Annotated in this window: 20 protein-coding genes; 7 read left to right on the top strand and 13 right to left on the bottom strand. The window is 65.1% G+C overall.

What is annotated here, in order from left to right:
• The 4 genes from J6525_RS42730 to maiA form a co-directional block, all read right to left on the bottom strand.
• Positions 1–207, bottom strand: a 207-nt coding sequence (locus J6525_RS42730; RefSeq protein ID WP_225645055.1) for a helix-turn-helix domain-containing protein, incomplete at its 3' end; no start/stop codon positions are given.
• Between the two features lie 744 nt (positions 208–951).
• The gene (locus tag J6525_RS42725) at positions 952–2,136 is read right to left on the bottom strand and encodes a 3-hydroxybenzoate 6-monooxygenase (RefSeq protein ID WP_225649160.1); all 1,185 of its coding nucleotides are present in this window, start codon (positions 2,134–2,136) and stop codon (positions 952–954) included.
• Positions 2,136–2,648: a MarR family winged helix-turn-helix transcriptional regulator gene (locus tag J6525_RS42720; RefSeq protein WP_225649159.1), complete on the bottom strand. Its 513-nt coding sequence runs from the start codon at positions 2,646–2,648 to the stop codon at positions 2,136–2,138. Before J6525_RS42720 ends, J6525_RS42725 begins: the two co-directional genes overlap by 1 nt.
• Positions 2,638–3,270, bottom strand: a complete 633-nt coding sequence (maiA, locus tag J6525_RS42715; RefSeq protein WP_225649158.1) for a maleylacetoacetate isomerase — start codon at positions 3,268–3,270, stop codon at positions 2,638–2,640. Before maiA ends, J6525_RS42720 begins: the two co-directional genes overlap by 11 nt.
• Positions 3,271–3,376: 106 nt before the next feature.
• On the opposite strand from maiA, the gene gtdA reads away from it, so the two are divergent.
• Positions 3,377–4,417, top strand: coding sequence for a gentisate 1,2-dioxygenase (gtdA, locus tag J6525_RS42710; RefSeq protein WP_038384747.1), 1,041 nt, complete (start codon positions 3,377–3,379; stop codon positions 4,415–4,417).
• A 172-nt stretch (positions 4,418–4,589) separates the two neighbouring features.
• On the opposite strand, the gene J6525_RS42705 is transcribed toward gtdA, so the two are convergent.
• The 4 genes from J6525_RS42705 to J6525_RS42690 form a co-directional block, all read right to left on the bottom strand.
• On the bottom strand, positions 4,590–5,417 hold the full coding sequence (locus J6525_RS42705) for an ABC transporter permease (RefSeq protein WP_225649157.1): 828 nt from the start codon (positions 5,415–5,417) through the stop codon (positions 4,590–4,592).
• On the bottom strand, positions 5,410–6,183 hold the full coding sequence (locus J6525_RS42700; RefSeq protein WP_225649156.1) for an ABC transporter ATP-binding protein: 774 nt from the start codon (positions 6,181–6,183) through the stop codon (positions 5,410–5,412). Before J6525_RS42700 ends, J6525_RS42705 begins: the two co-directional genes overlap by 8 nt.
• A 192-nt stretch (positions 6,184–6,375) precedes the next feature.
• Positions 6,376–7,380 (bottom strand): ABC transporter substrate-binding protein, encoded by a 1,005-nt coding sequence (locus J6525_RS42695; RefSeq protein ID WP_225649155.1) that lies wholly within the window; start codon positions 7,378–7,380, stop codon positions 6,376–6,378.
• 12 nt (positions 7,381–7,392) lie between these two features.
• Complete coding sequence (locus J6525_RS42690) at positions 7,393–8,754, bottom strand: FAD-dependent oxidoreductase (RefSeq protein ID WP_225649154.1); 1,362 nt, start codon at positions 8,752–8,754, stop codon at positions 7,393–7,395.
• Between the two features lie 114 nt (positions 8,755–8,868).
• Here J6525_RS42690 and J6525_RS42685 point away from each other — a divergent pair, with 114 nt between their 5' ends.
• Both J6525_RS42685 and J6525_RS42680 read left to right on the top strand, forming a co-directional pair.
• Complete coding sequence (locus tag J6525_RS42685) at positions 8,869–9,753, top strand: LysR family transcriptional regulator (protein ID WP_225649153.1); 885 nt, start codon at positions 8,869–8,871, stop codon at positions 9,751–9,753.
• A 62-nt stretch (positions 9,754–9,815) separates the two neighbouring features.
• Positions 9,816–10,079, top strand: coding sequence for a hypothetical protein (locus J6525_RS42680; protein ID WP_225649152.1), 264 nt, complete (start codon positions 9,816–9,818; stop codon positions 10,077–10,079).
• Between the two features lie 2 nt (positions 10,080–10,081).
• Here the strand turns inward: J6525_RS42680 and J6525_RS42675 are convergent, their stop codons facing one another.
• Positions 10,082–10,882, bottom strand: coding sequence for an enoyl-CoA hydratase-related protein (locus J6525_RS42675; protein WP_225649151.1), 801 nt, complete (start codon positions 10,880–10,882; stop codon positions 10,082–10,084).
• A 179-nt stretch (positions 10,883–11,061) separates the two neighbouring features.
• Between J6525_RS42675 and J6525_RS42670 the strand changes: the two genes are divergently transcribed.
• Complete coding sequence (locus J6525_RS42670) at positions 11,062–12,036, top strand: ketopantoate reductase family protein (RefSeq protein WP_225649150.1); 975 nt, start codon at positions 11,062–11,064, stop codon at positions 12,034–12,036.
• Between the two features lie 40 nt (positions 12,037–12,076).
• Complete coding sequence (locus J6525_RS42665; protein WP_225649149.1) at positions 12,077–12,856, top strand: SDR family oxidoreductase; 780 nt, start codon at positions 12,077–12,079, stop codon at positions 12,854–12,856.
• 99 nt (positions 12,857–12,955) lie between these two features.
• On the opposite strand, the gene J6525_RS42660 is transcribed toward J6525_RS42665, so the two are convergent.
• Entirely contained in the window at positions 12,956–13,690 is a 735-nt protein-coding gene (locus J6525_RS42660; protein WP_225649148.1) for an aspartate/glutamate racemase family protein, read from the bottom strand.
• A 104-nt stretch (positions 13,691–13,794) separates the two neighbouring features.
• Entirely contained in the window at positions 13,795–14,475 is a 681-nt protein-coding gene (locus J6525_RS42655; protein ID WP_225649147.1) for an alpha/beta hydrolase family protein, read from the bottom strand.
• 249 nt (positions 14,476–14,724) lie between these two features.
• Between J6525_RS42655 and J6525_RS42650 the strand changes: the two genes are divergently transcribed.
• Positions 14,725–16,560: a c-type cytochrome gene (locus J6525_RS42650; RefSeq protein ID WP_225649146.1), complete on the top strand. Its 1,836-nt coding sequence runs from the start codon at positions 14,725–14,727 to the stop codon at positions 16,558–16,560.
• A gap of 272 nt (positions 16,561–16,832) precedes the next feature.
• Here J6525_RS42650 and J6525_RS42645 read toward each other — a convergent pair whose 3' ends face one another.
• A complete protein-coding gene (locus J6525_RS42645; RefSeq protein WP_225649145.1) occupies positions 16,833–18,368 on the bottom strand; it encodes an aspartate ammonia-lyase in 1,536 nt (511 codons plus the stop codon).
• Between the two features lie 321 nt (positions 18,369–18,689).
• On the opposite strand from J6525_RS42645, the gene J6525_RS42640 reads away from it, so the two are divergent.
• Positions 18,690–19,403, top strand: a complete 714-nt coding sequence (locus tag J6525_RS42640; protein WP_028336241.1) for a hypothetical protein — start codon at positions 18,690–18,692, stop codon at positions 19,401–19,403.
• A gap of 437 nt (positions 19,404–19,840) precedes the next feature.
• On the opposite strand, the gene J6525_RS42635 is transcribed toward J6525_RS42640, so the two are convergent.
• Complete coding sequence (locus J6525_RS42635; protein WP_225643564.1) at positions 19,841–20,101, bottom strand: transposase; 261 nt, start codon at positions 20,099–20,101, stop codon at positions 19,841–19,843.
• Positions 20,102–20,121 lie beyond the last annotated feature (20 nt).

The raw sequence follows: 20,121 nt of genomic DNA, 5'->3' as shown, positions 1-20,121 counted from the left end.
CCTTTCTTCAACCGCGGAGAGGCTGGTCGTGAGGTTCTTCGGCCGGTGCGAGCGGTCTTCGACCGTCGTGCGGCTGCGCCAGCGATAAATCGTGGTCTCGCTGACCCCCAATTCGGCCGCCAACTGAGCGACCGACTTCCGGCTGCGCTGGATGTAGGCACGTGTCTTCGGCGTCGTCGTGGCGTTCGCGTGCAAGCTCAGTTCCATGACACGAGGCGCTCCCTAACAAAGGCCACGCCTCGTTCTACACCGATTCCATCCAACCAATCTGCAGGGACCAAACACGAAAGCAGGGACCGATAACCACAAATGCTTGTGGCGCGAAGGCTGGAGCCCCAGCCTGCCATGACAACAGCCTTCGGTGGTTATGGGTCCCGGATCGCGCTTCGCTTGTCCGGGACGACGAGCATTAGCTGCCCGCCATCCAGCCACACATTCGATGTCGTCCCGGCGAAGGCCGGGACCCATAACCACTAATATTTGTGGCGCGACGGCTGGAGCCCCAGCCCGCCATGACAACAGCCTTCAGTGGTTATGGGTCCCGGATCGCGCTTCGCTTGTCCGGGACGACGAGCATTAGCTGCCCGCCATCCAGCCACACATTCGATGTCGTCCCGGCGAAGGCCGGGACCCATAACCACTAATATTTGTGGCGCGACGGCTGGAGCCCCAGCCTGCCATGACAACAGCCTTCAGTGGTTATGGGTCCCGGATCGCGCTTCGCTTGTCCGGGACGACGAGCATTAGCTGCCCGCCATCCAGCCACACATTCGATGTCGTCCCGGCGAAGGCCGGGACCCATAACCACTAATATTTGTAGCGCGACGGCTGGAGCCCCAGCCTGCCATGACAACAGCCTTCGGTGGTTATGGGTCCCGGATCGCGCTTCGCTTGTCCGGGACGACGATGGAGGATGCGGCGATCGCGTCTATTGCGTCGACCGCCGGGCAGTTACGCCTTCAGCCCCGTCCCGCCATACAGCCAGGCGATATCATCGCACCATTGATCCTGCGACTTCGCGCTCATGATCGCGTTGCGGATGCGGGCGTGCTCGCCTGCGGGATGGTAGACGTGTTCGCCGATCGCGCGTGACATCAGCTGCACGCGCGCGGTGCGCGGGAAGCGTTGCGTGCTGTAGGCTTCGAGCGCCGCTGTCTGGTCGTCGTGATTGGCCAGCATGTGCGACAGACAGACCGCGTCCTCCATCGCCTGGCAGGCGCCCTGCGCGAAATATTGCAGCATCGGATGCGCGGCGTCGCCGAGCAGCACCACGCGGCCGTCGATCCACTGCTCGTTCGGATCGCGGTCGCACAGCACCCAGAGCTTCCAATTGGTACCGTGGCGGATGATGTTCTGCGCCCGCTCATGGACATGGGTAAAACCCTTCATCACCTCGGCTTCGGACACCGGCTTACCGGCGACCGGCTCCGGCGCATTGTTGTGATAGGTCACGACGAGGTTGAACACTTTCCAGCCCGACAGCGGATAATGCACGATGTGGCATTTCGGGCCGGCCCACAGCGTCGCTGCGTTCCAGCGCAAGTCTTCCGGCATCTGCTCGGTCGGGATCACGGAGCGATAGGTGGTGTGGCCGGAGACGCGCGGCGGGCCGTCCGACGTCACCTGCTTGCGGATGTTCGACCACAAGCCATCGGCGCCGATCAGGAGGCGGCCGGCAATCCGCTCGCCATCGGCGAGCTTTGCCGTCACGGACGAGCCGTCCTGCTCGTAGCCTGTCACCTCGCTCGAAACGCGTAGCTCGATCAGTTCGTGATTTTGGCAGGCACGCAGGAACACGCCGTGCAGATCGCCGCGGTGCACGACGGCATAGGGATTGCCGAACCGCGCGCGAAAGGCATCGCCGAGATCGATATGGGTGATCTCGTCGGCGGTCAGCGCATCCATCAGCCTGAGCTGATCGATATAGACCGCCATGTTGCGCGCGGCCTCGCCGACGCCGAGATAGTCGAAGGCGTGGAACGCGTTCGGGCCGAGCTGGATGCCGGCGCCGATCTCGCCGAGCGCGGCGGCCTTCTCCAGCAGGATCGAGCGGATGCCTTTTTGCGCGAGGCCCAGTGCCACGGCAAGGCCGCCGATGCCGCCACCCGCGATCAGGACAGGTCTCGTCTCCGCCATCAGCCCGACCTCCCGAGATGTTCGAGCGCATCCTCGGCGCGCAGCGGCACCCGCGACGCCTCGTTGTTGAGGTCGACGAGCTGGGTCAACAGTGCCAGCAGCGTCTTGCGGTCGGCCGGCTTCAGCGGCTGCAGCATCCGCGCCTGCGCCTTGTCGACCGAGGGCATGATGTCGCTCAGCACCGCCGCGCCGGCCTTGGTAAGATAGAGCAGCTTGACGCGCTTGTCCTCGGGCGCCGGCTTGCGCACGATGAATTCCTTGGCCTGCAGCCGCTCGATCACGTTGCCGAGCGTGGAGCGGTCGAACGCGATCACCGCCGAGAGCCTCGTGGCGTCGATCCCGGGATGGGTCGAGATCGTGACCAGCGCGGCATATTGCACCGGCGTCAGGTCGAACGCTCTGCACTCCTCGATGAACAGCGCGACCGCGATCTGCTGCATCCGCCGGAACAGGTAGCCGGGCGCGGTATAGACCGCGTCCATGGTGACGGGCGTTGATTTGTTATTCGGCATCGGGCTGCTTGTCCGGAGCGGCGTCGGCAAACGCCTTGATTTGCTTTGCCGCGGCCTCGGCCTTGAGCAGGCGCGGATAGACTGACACGTCGACGCCGAAGCGCCGCGCATTGGCGAGCTGCGGCACCAGGCAGAGATCGGCCAGCGTCGGCGCATCGCCAAAGCAGAACGGGCCGGACTCCGCCGCGATCAGGGTCTCGCAGGCCGACAGTCCCTCGCGATTGGCCCAAGCCGCCCACTCCGTCACCTGCTCCTCGGGCAGGCCGAGCTGACGCAGCCGCGCCAGCACCTTCAAATTCTGCACCGGATGGGTATCGCAGGCGATCGCCTGCGCAAACGCCCGCACCTTGGCGCGCCGCAGCGGATCTTTCGGCAAGAGCGGCGGGTTGGGATTGGTCTCGTCGAGCCATTCGATGATCGCGAGCGACTGGGTGAGGATCGCGCCGGCGTCGCTCTCCAGGGTCGGCACCAGCCCCTGCGGATTGATCGCGAGATAGGCCGGCGCGCACTGCTCGCCCTTGCGCAGATGATGCGGCAGATGCTCGGACGTGAGCCCCTTCAGGTTGAGGGCGATCCGGACCCGGTAGGACGCGCTGCTCCGGAAATAGCCATGCAGCTTCATCGGAACCTCCCTTGCATTTCCCTATTGGCTTGGTTGATTGACGCTAGCCACATTGTCAGTATACTGTCAATTAAATTGCACCGACAAGAATGATGGGAGGCTTGCCATGGAAGCCGTGCAGAAGACCCCGGAGCGCGAGGCATTCTACAAGAAGATCGACGGCCAGAACCTCTCGGCGCTGTGGAACGTGATGAACGACCTGATCACGCCGGAGCCGAAAAGCGCCTGCCGTCCGCACTTGTGGAAGTTCGACCAGATCCGCGACTACATGAACGAGGCCGGCAAGCTGATCACGGCCAAGGAAGCCGAGCGCCGCGTGCTGGTGCTGGAAAATCCCGGCCTGCGCGGCCAGTCCAAGATCACGACCTCGCTGTTCGCCGGCGTGCAGATGGTGGTGCCGGGCGACATCGCCCCCGCCCATCGCCATGCCCAATCGGCGCTGCGTTTCGTGCTCGAGGGCAAGGGCGCGTTCACCGCTGTCGATGGCGAGCGCACCGCGATGTCGCCGGGCGATTTCGTCATCACGCCGTCGATGACCTGGCACGACCATTCCAACGAAACCAATGAGCCGATGTTCTGGCTCGACGGGCTCGACATCCCGATGGTGCAGTTCTTCGACTGCTCGTTTGCCGAAGGCGCCAAGGAGGACCAGCAGTCGATCTCCAAGCCGGCCGGCGCCAGCTTCGCGCGCTACGGCCACAATCTGCTGCCGATCGACCAGAAGCGGACCTCGAAGACCTCACCGATCTTCAACTATCCCTATGAATACACCCGCGAGGCGCTCGAGAAGGCCAAGGTCAGCGACGAGTGGGACGCCTGCCACGGGCTGAAGCTGAAATTCTCCAACCCCGAGACCGGCGATTTCGCGATGCCGACCATCGGCACCTTCATCCAGCTGCTGCCGAAGGGTTTCAAGACCGCGCGCTATCGCGCAACCGATGCGACCGTGTTCGCCGCGATCGAGGGCAAAGGCCGCACAAGGGTCGGCGACCAGACCTTCGAATGGGGACCGCGCGATTTGTTCGTGGTGCCGAGCTGGCACTGGGTCACCCACGAGGCCGATGCCGACTCCGTGCTGTTCTCGTTCTCCGACCGCCCGGTGCAGCAGAAGCTCGATCTATTCCGTGAGGACAGGGGGAACGCGTAACAGGCGCGGCAAAGTGTAATGCTGTCGTCCCGGCGAAGGCCGGGACCCATTACCACCAACCAAAATTGTTGAGGCGCTGCGGCCGCAGCGGTTTCCGACAACCATGCCCTGTGGTTATGGGTCCCGGCCTTCGCCGGGACGACGGCGGGGGTTGTGGCCAACAGCGCAGCCCTCACCGCCAGTGCAGCAGCCGCACCTCCAGCAAATTGATCAGCTTCCCCACCGCAAGCCCGAACAGCGACAGGATCACGACGCCGGCGAGCAGTTGATCGGTCTGCATCAGATTGCCGGCCTGCAGCACGAAGGCGCCGATGCCGTATTGCGCGCCGATCATCTCGGCGCTGACGACGAGCAGCAGCGCCACCGACGCGGTGATGCGGAAGCCGGCGAGGATCGAGGGCAGCGCGCCGGGCCAGATCACGCGGCGCACGATGGCGTGGAACGGCACGTTGAAGCTCTGCGCCATCCGGATCAGGTTGCGCGGCACCGCATCGACGCCGCTATAGACCGAGATCGCGGTCGAAAAGAATACGCCAAGCGCAATGGTCGCGATCTTCGGCTCCTCGCCGATCCCGAGCCACAGAATGAGCAACGGCAGCAGCGCGATCTTCGGAATCGGAAACAGCGCCGAGATGAAGGTGATGCCGACGCCGCGCGCCATGGTCGACAGCCCGATCGCGAAGCCGACCACGACGCCGGCGGCCGTGCCGATGATCCAGCCGGTACCGATCCTCATGATGGACCACGACAAGTGCTGCCACAGCGCGCCCGACATCGCGAGCTTGTAGATCGCGACCGCGATCGCCGAGGGCGCCGGCAGGAACAGCGGATTGACCCACCCCGCGCCGCCGGCGAGCTGCCAGATCGCGATCACAAGCGCGAGCGCGATCCAGCCGGCATGGCGGCTGCCGCCGGGGATAAAGCCGGCGCCGCGAAACGCGACCGGGCGCGTCGCCTCCGCCGACCGGTCTTTCGCTTCCTGCGGCGCGCGGTCAAGCATGCTGGACCTCGCGCTCGGCATCGATCGCCTCCTTCCGGATCAGCGACCACAGCTCGCTTTGCAGCGCAGCCATCGGCCCGCGCGCATCCGTCGTGCCGCGCTGGGCGCGCGTCATCGGGATGGTCACGATCTCCCGGATGCGGCCGGGACGGCGCGACAGCACCACGACGCGGTCGGCGAGCCGCACGGCTTCCTCGAGGTTATGCGTGACATAGACCGCGCCCATCGCACCGTCGGCAAGCAGGCCGACGAAATCCTCCATCAGGAGCTCGCGCGTCTGCGAATCCAGCGCCGACAGCGGCTCGTCCATCAGCAGAATCGCGGGGCGAACCGCGAGTGCCCGCGCAATGCCGACGCGCTGGCGCATGCCGCCGGACAGCTGCTTCGGATAGGCCGCGCGAAAATCCGACAGCCCGGTGCGGCGCAACGCATCGTCGATCACGGCGCGGCGCTCGCCGGCGCTCAAGGTGGTGTGCAGCAACGGAAACGCGACGTTCTCCTCGACCGTGCTCCACGGCAGCAGCGCAAAATCCTGGAATACGAAGGTCAGCGGACTGAGGCTATCAGCCGGCGCCGCGCCGCGCAGCTCGGCGGCACCTTTGCTCGGCCGCAGCAGGCCGCCAAGGATCGACAGCAGCGTGCTCTTGCCGCAGCCGGACGGACCGACGATCGCGACAATCTCGCCGGCGCGCACCGTGAAGGAGACATCGTCGAGCACGTCGAGTGCGCCGAAGCGATGGCTGATATGGTCGGCGATCAGGTCCATGGCGTCATGAACTCACTGCCAGACCCGTCACCCCCGCGCAAAGGCTTCGCCTTTGTCGCTGGAGGAGCCGCGCAGCGGCGTCTCGAAGGGTCGACGGCCCGGATGTAGCAGCTCGGCCGTCGACCCTTCGAGACGCGCGCAAGTGCGCGCTCCTCAGGGTGACGGGGATAGAGTTGTGCACGCGGTCCCACATCAATCCGCCTTCACGTAATCCTTGGCGATGATCGCATTGGCATCGAAACCCTTGTCCACGAAACCCTGCCCCTGCAGCCATTTGATCTGGTTGTCGAGGTTCTTCACGTCGAGCTTGCCGTCGGGATCGATATAGGCGCAATTGCCGACCACCTGCGCGACCGACAGGTTGGTGTATTTGGCGATGATCTCGAGCAGCGGCCTGGTCTTGTCGTTGATCGGCGCCACGCCGTCCTTGATCGCAGTCAGGATCACGTCGTGATATTCGCGGTCAGCACGGGTGAGCGCGGTGAGCAGCCTGGTCACCAGCGGTGCGTTGGTCAGCGCCTTCGGCGACGCGAAGATGGCCCCCAGCTGCCACGGCGTCTCGTCGCCGACCCAGCCGAGCAATTTCGCGCCGTTGGAATCCATCAGCGTCCGCGCGGTCGAGACCGGCAGCAGCGCGGCGTCGACGGTTTCGCCCTTCAGCGCCGCGGCCGCGTTCGACAGCGACTGCAGCGGCACCACCTTCACGTCGGACAGCTTGAAGCCGTATTTGTCGGCAAGCAGGCCGAGCGAATAATGGAAGCTGGAGCCGACCTGGGTCACCGCGACGCGCTTGCCGGCAAGATCCTTCGGCGTCTTGAGGCCGGCGGCGTAGGCGTTGTTGCTGGCGAAATAGCCGATCAGGGGATAGCCGGCCTTCTCGCGGCTCATGCCGCCGATCACCTTCAGCGTGCCCTTGCCGGCGAGATTATAGAGCCCCGCGGTGACGGCGGTGATGCCGAAATCGACATCGCCCGACGCGGTCGCGACCGCGATCGGCTGCGCCGCGTCGAAGAACTTGAGCTCGACGTCGAGTCCGGCGTCGCGGAAATAGCCCTTGTCCTGCGCGATGAACACCGGCGCCGAGGACGACAGCCGCAGCACACCGATCTTTGCCTTCAGGAGATCGTCGGCCCGCGCGATGCCGCTCGCGGCCCACACCAGGAGACCCGCGAGTGCGAGCCGCGCCCAACCCATCATTGCCGTCTCCACCTACAACCCCTCGGGCACGGCCTGATCGCGGCCGATGAACGCGCCCTGTTTGCCAAGCTGTTGTTGCAACTTTTCGACGGAAATGTCGCGCGGAATCGTATTGCCCGACAGCGCCAGCGCCGCCGCAGTTCCCGCCGCCTCGCCCATCACGAAGCAGGCACCGGAGACGCGTGCCGCCGATTGTCCCTCATGGGTCATCGAGGCGCAGCGGCCGGCGACCAGGAGATTGTCGACGCCCTCCGGTACCAGCATGCGGTACGGCAACTCGTTATAACCGCGGCTCTCCGGGATCGGCGGAAACTCGAAGATCACATCACCCGGCACATGGGATTCCTTCGGCCAGCCATTGACGCCGATCGAATCCTCGAACGAGGCGCAGCCCAGCACGTCCTCGCCTGACAGCATATATCCGCCGATCACACGCCGCGTCTCGCGGATGCCGAGCTGCGGCGGCAGATCGACGATGTAAGAATTCTCGAAGCCAGGCACCGTGCGCAGGAACTTGAACGCTTCGACCGCCTGGCGGCGCCCCTCGATCTCGCCGCGCGTCATGTCGTCAGGATCGATACCGGAAATGGCGCCGCCGTCGCTGCGCGTCACCTGGGTGAAATTCACCCGCCATTCGATCTGCGATTTCTGCGGCCGCACGATCGCCGACTTGCGCGGGAATCTGTGGGTGCCGGCGGCCTCGGCCTCAGCCATCAGCGCCGGGATGGTGCGCCAGGCATCGCCGGCCTTCGCCGGATCGATGCCGTTGAGGCGGAACATCATCGAGGGGTAGAGCATGCCGCCGGCATTATCGCCGACTTCATGGGGCGCACCGGCCCACACCGCGAGATCGCCGTCACCGGAGCAGTCGATGAAGATGCTGGCCCGCACCGCCTGACGCCCGGCCTTGGTTTCCACCATCAGCGCACGAATATGCGCGCCATCCATCACGACGCCGGCGCCGAGCGCGTGGAACAGTATGTCGACCTTGTGATGTGCGAGCAGATCGTCGGCCGCGATCTTGTAGGCCGCGGTGTCGTAGGCCTGCGCGAGGATCTTGCCGAGGATCAGATGCGGCGCGTTCAGCCCGCCGAGCCGGTCGATCCGCGCCAGGAGGTCGGAGGCGATGCCCTGCACCACGCGGTGCATCTCGCCGAAGATGTTGGCGTGCAGTCCGCAGAAGTTGGTCACGCCGGCCGCGGTGCCCATGCCGCCGAGAAATCCGTAACGCTCGATCAGGAGCGTCCGCCGTCCGGTACGTGCCGCGCCGACCGCTGCCGCGATGCCGGCCGGTCCGCCGCCCAGCACCACCACGTCGTATTCGCCATAGACCGGGACCTGCCGCGCAGGTTCTTCGATCGTGCTCGCTCGCATCATTTCCGCCCTGAACAAAGTTGATTGGGCCAACTATGAATTGATGCGGATTGCAGTACAATCTACCAAATTATGTAATCAGCTTTCGCGAATCGAGAAAGGCGAGCAAGGCAGATGGATACGCTGGTCAATCTCGAAGCCTTCCTCGCCACCGCCGATGCCGGCGGCTTTTCCGCCGCGGCGCGCAAGCTCAATATCGCGACATCCGTCGTCGCCAAACGCGTCACCCAGCTCGAGGAGCGCATCGGCACCGCGCTGTTCCACCGCTCGACCCGCCAGTTGCGGCTGACCGAGGCCGGGCAGCAATATGTGCATCGCGCCCGCGGCGTGGTTGCCGATGTCGGCGATCTCTTGTCGCGGATGGGCGAGAAGCAGCGCGACCTCTCCGATCATCTGCGGGTCAAGGCGCCGACCTCGCTGACGGTGGCGCGGCTCGCCGATGCCTTCACGATCTTCCAGAAGCAGAACGGAAGCGTGAAGCTCGAGATCGTGATGATCGACCGCCCGGTCGATCCGGTGACCGAAGGTTTCGACCTCGCGATCGGCGCCTTCCCGCATTCCTTCGGCGGCGTGGTCGACGAGCCCTTGTGCCGGCTGCCGCGCCTCGTGTGCGCCTCGCCGGCCTATCTGAAGAAGCACGGCACGCCGAAGCATCCGCGCGACCTGGTCGATCATCGCTGCCTCAGCTTTCTGCCGACCGGACCGGAATGGCCGTTCGAGGGACCGCGTGGCCGCATCAATATCCAGGTCCGCCCGATTCTCTCTTCGAACGAAGGCCGCGTGCTGACGCAAAGCGCGATCGCCGGCAACGGCATTGCGCTGCTCTCGCATTATCTGGTCGCGGACGCGCTGCGCGACGGCGCCTTGCAGCCGGTACTCACCGACTTTCCGATCCCCGAATTGTGGGTCAAGGCCGCCGTTCCCGAGCGCCGCATTGATGCCGCCGCTGTGCAGGCACTGCTGAGGACATTGAAAAAATCGCTGTCGCAGCCGCCGTGATGCGGCGCCGGCCTTGCCGTTGGCATGCCGAGCTGAGACAAGGACGCGAAAGGATCGCCCGCTTGAAACTCCTGATCCCAGTGTCGCTTGGTCTGATCATCGTCGCGACGCCAGCTGCGGCGATCGAGACCTGCCGCTTCATCGACGCCAAGACGGAGCGCGAGGCGTGCTACCGCCGGCAAGAGCAGGAGCTGGCGGCCAAGCGCAAGCCCGAGCCGACGATCACTCAGTCAAGCGAATCCAGGGCACTTCAATCGCTGCAACAGATGCGCCGCGACGACGAAGAGGTCTATCGAAGCATCCGCGGCATCTGCAACGGCTGCTGAACTTATCCCGCGCCGCCGCCCCACCGGCCTGCGCGCTTCTCGGCGAAGGATGCAAGCCCTTCGGCAGCTTCCGCGGTCTGCCGCTTGGCCGAATGCAGATGAACGAGGCGTTTGTAGGCCTCATCGTCCACTGCCATGCCGCCGAACGAGCTTTCCATCGCGAGCTTCTTTGTCTCGGCCATCGCGTCCGGCGCGTTGCCGAGCAGCTGCTCGACGACCTTGGTTCCGGCGCGGTCGAGATCGGCAAGCGGCACCACCTCATGGACAAGGCCGATGCGGCGGGCATCCTCGGCGCCGAACCGTTCGCCGGTCAACGCATAGCGGCGCACCTGGCGCACGCCGATCGCGTCGCAGAGCTGCGGGATGATGATCGCCGCGGTCAGGCCCCAGCGCACCTCGGTGATCGAGAACAGCGCATTGTCGGCTGCGATCACGATATCGCAGGCCGAGATCACGCCGGTGCCGCCGCCGAAGCAGCCGCCCTGCACCAGCGCGACGGTCGGTACCGGCAGCGTGTTGAGACGCTGCACCGCATCGAAGGTGGCGCGCGATGCCGCCTCGTTCTCCTCGAACGATTTCGGCCGTACGCCGTTGATCCATTTCAGGTCGGCGCCGGCCTGGAAATGCTTGCCGTTGCCGTTCAGCACGACGACGCGCACCGGCTTGGTCGAGAGATCGTCGATCGCGGCCAGCACGCCCGCAATCAGCGCGCCGTCATAGGCATTGTTGACCTCGGGACGATTCAGCGTGACGGTCGCGACCCCGCGCGCATCGAGGCTCCACAGGACTGGGCTGGCCGACATGACGTTGCTCCCTCGTTCGGCATTGCTGTTATCTTGTACTAGCCTTGCACTATGGCGAGAGCGGATGCCTTGATCCATCACTTTCGGGCGCGCACGACCGCGCCACGCGCATGACGGGTTGCGCGATGCCCCGCGCTTGTGGAAACTGACGGGGCACGTTGCGGAGAATTGTTCCACTCATGCGTATTTGCATTTTCGGCGCGGGCGCCGTCGGCAGCCACTTCGCGGTCCGGCTCGCGCGCGCCGGCCACGATGTGGCCTGCGTGATGCGCGGGCCGCATCTCGACGCGGTCAGGACCAACGGACTGACGCTGAAGGTCGGCGACACCAGCGTCAGCGCCAAGGTGAAGGCCTCCGCCGATCCTGCCGATCTGGGGCCGCAAGACATCGTCATCAGCACACTGAAGGCGACCGGCATCGGCGCGCTCGCAGCCGGGCTCCCGCCGCTGCTTCAGCGCGACACATCAATCGTGTTCGCGCAGAACGGCATTCCCTGGTGGTACGATCTCGGCCTGCCGCCACAGCATCCCGCGATCCCCGATCTCGGCTTCCTCGATCCCGGCGGGCATTTACGCAGCGTCGTCCCGAAGCAGCGGATCATCGGCGGCGTGATCTTTTCCTCCAACGAGGTGGTCGCGCCTGGCGTCGTCGCGAACCTGTCGCCAGACCGCAACCGCCTCTTGATCGGCGAATGCGACGATCGGCAGAGCGAGCGCATCGCCCGTCTGCGCGCGGCGCTCAACGACGCCGCGATCGAATCGCCCGAGGTCAAGCAGATCCGCGAGACGATCTGGTCGAAGCTGTTGACCAACATGTCGATGTCGGTGCTCTGCCTGCTGACCGCGCTGACCGCGCGTGGCGTCCGCGACGACCCTGACATGCAGGACGTGATCCCGCGCCTGCTCGACGAGGCCAATGCGGTGGCGACACACTATATTCCCGAGGTCAAGCGCGTCACCCGCAGTGGGCCGGCGCCGGACCACAAGCCGTCGATCCTGCAGGATTACGAACTCGGGCGCGCTATGGAGATCGATGTGCTGGTGCGCGCACCGGCGGCATTTGCCCGCGCGGCCGCCATTTCGACCCCGATGCTCGACCTGATGGCCGCGCTCGCGATCCAGAAGGCGCGTGACAAGGGCCTGTATCAGGGCTGACAATCCGGCCCACCACGATAACAAGCAGGGACATCGAACCATGCAAGTCAAGGACAAGGTCTGCGTCGTCACCGGCGGCGCGAGCGGGATCGGCGAAGCGGTGGCGCGGGCCTATGCGGACGCCGGGGCACGCGGCGTCGTGGTCGCCGATCTCAAGACCTCGCGCGATCGGCTCGCGAGCGTCGCCGGCGATATCGACGGTCTTGCCGTTACCGCCGATGTCGGGCTCGAGGAGGACATCAAGGCGCTGATCGCCGCGGCCGAGGACAAATATGGCCCGGTCGACGTGTTCTTCTCCAATGCCGGGCTGTCGCGCAAGGGACAGGAGGCCGCGTCCGATGCCGACTGGGACGTGAGCTGGCGCGTGCATGTGATGAGCCACGTGTTCGCGGCGCGCGCGCTGGTGCCCGGCATGCTCGCGCGCGGCTCCGGCTATCTCATCAACACCGCATCCGCCGCGGGGCTGCTGGCCTCGCTGAACTCGATGCCTTACGGCGTGACCAAGAATGCCGCGGTCGCGCTCGCCGAGCATCTCGCCATCCAGTATGGCGATCGCGGCATCCGCGTCTCCGTGCTCTGTCCGCAATCGGTGCAGACGGGCATGACGACGCCGGGCCCGAGTGCCGCGCGCGTCGACGGGGTGCTGCAGCCGGGCGAGGTCGCGCGCATGGTGATCGAGGCGATGGCCGAAGAACGCTTCCTGATTCTCTCGCATCCGCAGGTGCAGGAATACATGCAGCGCAAGGCCACCAATCGCGAGCGCTGGCTGTCCGGCATGCGCCGTCTGCGCGACCGGATCTACGGCGGGGTGGCGCCATAAAAACTTCATCCGTCATTGCGAGGAGCGATAGCGACGAAGCAATCCACGCTTCCGCAAGTTGAGAGATGGATTGCTTCGCTTCGCTCGCAATGACGGAGCTTACTCATTTGAAGCCGGCGCGAATCCTTCGAGCAGACCGTGGTATTCTTTCGCTGCGGGTGAAGCGTAAGCACCGCGGCGCGACGTCGTCAGCTTGAGGCCGGCAAGCGCTTCCGCCTGCTTCACCGCGGCGGCCACGCCGTCGACCACGGGCACGCCGAATTGCACCGACAGCTCATGGGCAAGATCGGCCATGCCGGCGCAGCCGAGCACGATGGCGTCGGCGCCCTTGTCCAGCGCCCGCGCGATCTCCGCCTCCAGCTTGGCCTTGGCGCCCGAGCCCGGCTTCTCGAGATCGAGCACCGCGACGTCGCAGGCGGTGACCACCGCGCGGTCGGCAAAGCCGTAGCGGCGCACCAGTTCCTCGAGCGGCACGATCGAGCGCGGCAGCGTGGTGACGATGCCGATGCGCTTGGCGATCTGCCCGGCGGTGACCAGCGCCGCCTCGCAGATCCCGACCACCGGATAGCGCGCAGCCGACCGCGCGGCATCGAGCCCCGTGTCGTCGAAACATGCGACGATGCCGGCATCGGCATCGGGCGTCTTCAGCAGCGCCTCGATCAGCCCGGGAACGGCGAAGGCTTCGTCATAGAAGCCCTCGATCGAGGCCGGCCCCATCGCAGATGTGACGGCGACAATCTCGGTGCCCGGTGCGGCCACCGCCCGCGCGGCGGTCGCGATGGTTGCGGTCATCGACGCGGTGGTGTTGGTATTGACGATCAGGATCTTTGTCATGGGTCGAGATTAGTAGCCCGGATGGAGCGAAGCGCAATCCGGGACGGTGTCACAGGCGGAAGGGCCTGTCCCGGATTTCGCTTCGCTGCATCCAGGCTACAAGACTACGAATGCTTCGCGACCCATTCCGCGAATGCGTCCAGCACCTCGGCCATCACCTCGCGGTCGTTGCGGCCGGAGCGCTTGAGGACATGGAAGGAGTGGTCGGCCTCCTGCACGAGATGCAGCGTCGCGCGATGACCCAACCCCTTCACCACGGGCTCGAGCAGGTCGAGCTCGGCCAGCGCATCGCGCGTGCCCTGCAGGAACAGCATCGGGACCTCGACCTCGGCGAGATGCCTGGCCCGCTCGCTCGACGGCTTGCCGGCCGGGTGCAGCGGAAAGCCGAGAAACACCAGCCCGCGCACGCCGGCGAGCGGCGCCTTGGCCTGTGCCTGCGAGGTCATGCGTCCGCCGAACGACTTGCCGCCGGCAAACAGCGGCAGTTCGCCGCAATGACGCGCGGCTTCCGCCACCGCGGCACGCACCGTTGCCTGCGCGATGGCGGGCGGATCGGGCCGCTTGCTGCCCTTCTCCATGTAGGGAAACTGATAGCGCAATGTCGCGATGCCACGCTCCGCCAGGCCCTCCGCGATCACGGCCATCGAGGGATGCGTCATGCCGGCGCCGGCGCCGTGGGCAAACACATAGGCGCTACGGGCCTGCGCCGGCAGCAGCAGCAGCGCGGACACGGTGCTGTCGTCCGAGACGGTGATCGAAAGCGGTTGTGCGGCTGACGCGTTCAAGATGATATCTCGAAGAATTGTTGCTCCGTTACTTCTAGTCGCGGGCCTCGATGCGCGCAAATGCCGCCGCAACCGGCACGCCGCAAGTGAACTGGCTCACAGCCAATCAACATTTCCGTTGTTAGACCAAGCGCCGCCACTGTAGGATGGCGCACACAGCATCACACGCTTAACGCGAACTCGTTTTTCGGCGAATTTTAACATCTCATCCATATCACGCGCGGGTACCGCGAATTGGGGGAACGGGGCATGCCTCGCAAGACGATATTCGTCATCGGACTGTTGATTGTCGCCGGCGTCCTCTATTTCAAGGACGATATCGAGACGGTCGCGAGCGGCTTCCGCGTCAAGGTCGTCGACTACCAGCCGTCGGCAAAGACCGTGTGGCTGGATCAGAATGTCAGCGCGGAGCGGCTGCGCTGGTTCTACCACGCCGACCAGGGCACGCGGACCTTCGGCATTCCCCATGAATGGTTCATGGCGCTGGAGCAGCCGACGGTCTGGCCGCTGTTCACCGCGGCGCCGCGACTCAGCGAGACCAATTATCTCGGCCGCTTCGGCTTTATTCCCGACACGGTGATTCCGGGCAAACCCGATGCGCTGCCGATCGGCTTTGCGCAGGGCGGCCCGATGGCCGATGCCAACGGCGCGCCATGGCGCAACCCGCACAGCAAGGCCGACATGACCGGCGTAGGCCTCACCTGCGCCGCCTGCCACACCGGCAGCTTCAGCTATCGCGGCACCGAGATCGTGATCGACGGCGGGCCGGCCAACACCAATCTGTTCGAATTCCAGAAGAGCGTCGGCGTCTCGCTGCTGCTGACGCGGTTCTGGCCGGGACGCTTCTCGCGCTTTGCCGACGAGATCCTCGGCAAGGATGCCAGCCTCGACGAACGCATGGCGCTGCGCGGCCAACTCGACCTCGTGCTGAAGCAATACGCCAACATCAATTCGCTGGAGAACAAGGTCGCCGCCAACAGCGTCGAGGAAGGCTATGCGCGGCTCGACGCGCTGAACCGGATCGGCAATCAGGTGTTCTCGATCGACCTGAACAATCCGAACAACTACGCCTCGCATTCGGCGCCGGTGCATTTCCCGCGGATCTGGAACGCACCGTGGTTCAGCTGGGTGCAATATGACGGCTCGATCATGCAGCCGATGGTGCGCAACGCCGGCGAGGCGCTCGGCGTCAGCGCCGAGCTCAACCTGCTCGACGAGTCGAAGGGGCTTTACAGATCGAGCGCGCGGATCGACGTGCTGCACGAGATGGAGCGGATGATCGCCGGCGAGCCGCCCAGCGAGGACAAGGGTTTTGGCGGACTTGCTTCGCCGAAATGGCCGGAGAACATCCTGCCGCCAATCAACATGGATCTCGCGAAGAAGGGCGGCGAGCTCTACAAGACGCATTGCCAGGGCTGTCACGGCCCGGCGATCGACAGCAAGGCGCTGCCCGCGAGCGAAGCCTTTGCGCTGTTCAAGGACAAGAAGCGCTGGACCAGGAACGAGGCCGGCCAGCCGCTGCTCGACGTCGAGATGATTCCGATCAGCCATATCGGCACCGACAGCGCGCAGGCCGAGGGCCTCGCGCACCGCACCGTCGAGACGCCGGCCAATCTGAACATCAAGGACGGCAGTTTCGGTCCGGCGCTCGGCGATCTCGTCGAGAAGACCGTCGACTATTGGTACGACCAGAACAAGACCCCGCCGGAAGATCGCAAGCGCATCAACGGCTACCGGCCGAACGAGATCCAGGCGCCGCTCGCCTACAAGGTTCGGCCGCTCAACGGCATCTGGGCGACCCCGCCCTATCTGCACAACGGCTCGGTCCCGACCATCTACGCACTGCTGTCGCCGGTGAAGGATCGACCCGCGACCTTCTATCTCGGCGGCCGGGAGTATGATCCGAAGGATCTCGGCTACGTCTGGAAGGACAAGATCAAGAACGCCTTCATGCTCGACACCACCAAGCGCGGCAACGGCAATTCCGGCCACGAATTCTCCAACGAGAAGCGCACCGGCGTGATCGGGCCGGAGCTGAAGGAAGACGAGCGCCGGGCCCTGATCGAGTTCATCAAGACGCTGTAGGCCCCCGAAGGGACCGCGCCCCCTCTCCCGCTTGCGGGCAGGACTATCGCATATGTCCCCTGGCGACCGGGCAAGTGTTTGGCCTCGTGGTTCGAGACTCGCCGCAAGCGGCGCTCCTCACCATGAGGGTCTACTATTGTGCCGCAAAACAAGACCTCATCCTGAGGGCCCGCCGAAGGCGGGCGTCTCGAAGGATGGCCACGAGGGTACCGCCACGAAATGCGATAGCCCTGCGCTTGCGGGAGAGGGAGCGCAATTGCTGCGCCTCGCCCTCAACTCCTCGGCACCGGCTGCCGGCGCGCCGGGCGGGTCATGGCCTCGAGCTCGAGCAGCTGATTGAGCTGCGCCTCGGTCAGAAGCTTCTCCTCCAGCACGATGTCGGCGACCGAGCGGTTCTCCTTGAGCGCACGGCGCGCCACGCGCGATGAGGCCTCGTAGCCGAGCGACGGCGCCAGCGCCGTGATCAGGCCGATCGAGCCCTGCACCAGGCTGCGGCAACGCTCGCGATCGGCCTCGATGCCGTCGACACAGCGCTTGGTCAGCGTATCGACCGCCGCCGTCAGCATGCGCAGCGAACTCAAGACGCAATAGCCGATGGTCGGCTCGAACGCGTTGAGTTGCAATTGGCCGCCTTCGGCGCACATCGTGACCGTGAGGTCGTGCCCGATCACCAGGAAAGCCACCTGGTTGACCACCTCGGGAATGACAGGATTGACCTTGCCGGGCATGATCGACGAGCCGGCCTGCACCGCGGGCAGGCGGATTTCGCCGATGCCGGTGCGCGGTCCCGACGACAACAGCCGCAGGTCGTTGCAGATCTTGGACAGCTTGACCGCGACGCGCTTGAGCACGCCGGAAAACAGCACGAAGGCGCCGAGATCGGACGTCGCCTCGATCAGGTTGGAAGCAAGCACCATCGGCTGGCCGGACAGCCGCGACAATTCCTCGACCGCCAGCGCCGCATAGCGCGGATCGGCATTGATGCCGGTGCCGATCGCGGTGGCGCCGAGATTGACCTCGCGGAACAGCGCGGAAATCTCGTTCAGGCGTGCGACATCCTCCTTCACGGTCACGTGGAAGGCATCGAATTCCTGGCCGAGCGTCATCGGCACCGCATCCTGAAGCTGGGTCCGCCCCATCTTCAACACGTCGGCGAACTCCACCGCCTTGCCCTTGAGGGAGTAGGCGAGATCGTCCAGCGCGCGCACCAGCGGCTGGGTGGCGAAGATCACCGCGAGCCGCAGCGCGGTCGGATAGGCGTCGTTGGTCGACTGCGCCATGTTGACGTCGTCGTTCGGATGCAGCGCGTGATAGTCACCCGGCTTGCGCCCCATCAGCCGCAGCGCGACGTTGGCGATCACCTCATTGGCGTTCATGTTGGTCGACGTGCCGGCGCCGCCCTGGATCGCGTCGACGACGAAGGATTCGGCATAGACCTTTTCGGTCGCAATCTGGGTGCAGGCCGCGTCGATCGCATCCGCCTTCTCGGGTGCGAGGTAGCCGAGCCGCTTGTTGGCGCGCGCTGCGGCCTGCTTCACCAGCGCCAGCGCGCGGACGAATTCCGGGAAGTGCCCGACCGGCACGCCGGTGATCGGAAAGTTCATCACCGCGCGCTTGGTGTGAATGCCCCACAGCGCATTGGCCGGCACGTCGTCCTCGCCGAGCAGATCGTGCTCGATGCGGGACTGCGCCTGCTCGATCGGCACGGTGCGGACGGTCGCGACCGCGAGGTGGCTGGGGCCGCCGCTCTCGCCGGAGGGGGACGCGGCAGCTGCAGTGTTGGCGGTCTCAACCTTCGATTCGGCCATGGTACCTCCGTTACCTCTCGCAGATCTTGTCGTCAGCGACGCCGGCGATGATGCGCCCGGCGGGCGTCGAAAGCCAATGCCTATCGGCAGAGTCTTGCACACCGGTGAGCGGAGGGACGCGGAAAAGCAGCATTGGCGCGCGCCGAACCGGGAGATTAAGGGCTTTGCCTTATCCGTCATGATAACAACAACTTATAGCTCGATATCGCGGCTCGCTTCGCGACCGATGCGGCTGCTTTCTCCGCCCCGTCGTCGCGTGCTAGACGAGCATCGACTGGCGCAAGGGCGCCGCCGACACTGAACGAACCAAGGACCAAAGCCGTGTCCAACAATAACGAAGCGATCACCATCAAATTCCGCTGCCCCGCGGAGCTCGAGGGCAAGATTCCGCCGCCGATGCCTGCGTCGTTGGGGCTTCCCGGATGGCTCAAAGCGATGCCGACGCAGGCCTTCAATACGATGAGCAATCGCGAAGAGGATACCGTCAAGCGCTGCCCGCCATTCGTCGATGCGATGACATCGGGTTTCCTGTTGCCGCTGATCTGCGATCTCAAGGTCGAGAATGGCGCGATCACCTGGGACAACGACCTTCCGGCCGGCGGCGCGCTCGAATTCCCGCGCTCGCCGGTCGGCTTCCACGACGAAAGCCAGGTGGTCGGCTCGCCGCTGTTCGAGCCCGACCGCTTCGTCATCAAGTTCGTCAATCTGTGGACCATCGAGGCGCCGCCGGGCTACTCGCTGTTCTTCACCCATCCGGTCAACCGGTTCGACCTGCCGTTCACCACGCTGACCGGCATGGTCGATTGCGATCTGTTTCACGACAGCTGGGTTCATTTCCCCGCACGCTGGCACGACACCAGTTTCAACGGCGTATTGCCCAAGGGCACGCCGGTTGCGCAATGCTTCCCGGTCAAGCGCGAAAACTGGGTCGCGCAGACCGCGGCGATGACGCCGGATGAAACATCGCGCGCCCAGGAACTGACCAACAGGATGGCCCGCGAGTCCGGACTCTATCGGCGCCAATTCCGGACGTAGAGCGGGCGCGCGAAGCTCCGCTGCGGCCTCCTCCGTCATTGCGAACTACCCGATGGGAGGCTCGGCAATCACCGCCGTCGTCCTGGCGAAAGCCAGGACCCATAGCCACCGTCTTCGGTGATGAGCGGGATCGCGGCCCGGTGTCGCTCAACAATTGAGATTTGGGGTACTGGGTCCTGGCTTTCGCCAGGACGACACCGAATATGTGGCGCGATCCTGAGCCGGTTCGGTGTCTTCACCCGCATGCGGGTGATCCAGTACTCCAGAGACGCCAGCGCTTGAGCCGAGAGGCCGCGGCTTGTCTCGGCTGTCGTCCCTGCGAAAGCACTAGGGCATTTACACATCTCTTCGAGGCTAGAAAACCGACTCATCATCAAGGGGTTAGCTACTAGGCGAGAGCCGAAATCGGCGGGCGCAACCCTAGGACCGATCGACATTCATTGCATCCAGATCATTGCGGCAGCGAGATGGATGAAGCCGGTAAAGTTGTCAGATCGCCTGTCATAACGGGTTGCCAAGCGTCGGAAGTGTTTGAGCTGGCAAAAGCAGCGCTCGATGCGGTTGCGCTGTTTGTATGCGTCGGCGTCGTGCGGAATGATGATCCTGCGGGTGCGGTTTGACGGGATCACCGCCGTTGCGCCGATTTCCGCGATGATCGCGCGCAGGGCGTTGCTGTCATAGGCCTTGTCGGCGAGCACGGCATCGCCGCTCTGGCCGT

Source organism: Bradyrhizobium australafricanum, from assembly GCF_020329495.1.
GTDB lineage: Bacteria > Pseudomonadota > Alphaproteobacteria > Rhizobiales > Xanthobacteraceae > Bradyrhizobium > Bradyrhizobium australafricanum.
The sequence above is the reverse complement of the archived record's forward strand: the minus strand, read 5'-3'. Positions and strand labels throughout refer to the sequence as shown.

Bases quoted from the DNA above. Each gene is read 5' to 3' on its own strand.
- J6525_RS42725 (WP_225649160.1), bottom strand. From the start codon at position 2,136: ATGGCGGAGACGAGACCTGTCCTGATCGCGGGTGGCGGCATCGGCGGC.
- J6525_RS42720 (WP_225649159.1), bottom strand. From the start codon at position 2,648: ATGCCGAATAACAAATCAACGCCCGTCACCATGGACGCGGTCTATACC.
- maiA (WP_225649158.1), bottom strand. From the start codon at position 3,270: ATGAAGCTGCATGGCTATTTCCGGAGCAGCGCGTCCTACCGGGTCCGG.
- gtdA (WP_038384747.1), top strand. From the start codon at position 3,377: ATGGAAGCCGTGCAGAAGACCCCGGAGCGCGAGGCATTCTACAAGAAG.
- J6525_RS42705 (WP_225649157.1), bottom strand. From the start codon at position 5,417: ATGCTTGACCGCGCGCCGCAGGAAGCGAAAGACCGGTCGGCGGAGGCG.
- J6525_RS42700 (WP_225649156.1), bottom strand. From the start codon at position 6,183: ATGGACCTGATCGCCGACCATATCAGCCATCGCTTCGGCGCACTCGAC.
- J6525_RS42695 (WP_225649155.1), bottom strand. From the start codon at position 7,380: ATGATGGGTTGGGCGCGGCTCGCACTCGCGGGTCTCCTGGTGTGGGCC.
- J6525_RS42690 (WP_225649154.1), bottom strand. From the start codon at position 8,754: ATGCGAGCGAGCACGATCGAAGAACCTGCGCGGCAGGTCCCGGTCTAT.
- J6525_RS42685 (WP_225649153.1), top strand. From the start codon at position 8,869: ATGGATACGCTGGTCAATCTCGAAGCCTTCCTCGCCACCGCCGATGCC.
- J6525_RS42675 (WP_225649151.1), bottom strand. From the start codon at position 10,882: ATGTCGGCCAGCCCAGTCCTGTGGAGCCTCGATGCGCGCGGGGTCGCG.
- J6525_RS42670 (WP_225649150.1), top strand. From the start codon at position 11,062: ATGCGTATTTGCATTTTCGGCGCGGGCGCCGTCGGCAGCCACTTCGCG.
- J6525_RS42665 (WP_225649149.1), top strand. From the start codon at position 12,077: ATGCAAGTCAAGGACAAGGTCTGCGTCGTCACCGGCGGCGCGAGCGGG.
- J6525_RS42660 (WP_225649148.1), bottom strand. From the start codon at position 13,690: ATGACAAAGATCCTGATCGTCAATACCAACACCACCGCGTCGATGACC.
- J6525_RS42650 (WP_225649146.1), top strand. From the start codon at position 14,725: ATGCCTCGCAAGACGATATTCGTCATCGGACTGTTGATTGTCGCCGGC.
- J6525_RS42645 (WP_225649145.1), bottom strand. From the start codon at position 18,368: ATGGCCGAATCGAAGGTTGAGACCGCCAACACTGCAGCTGCCGCGTCC.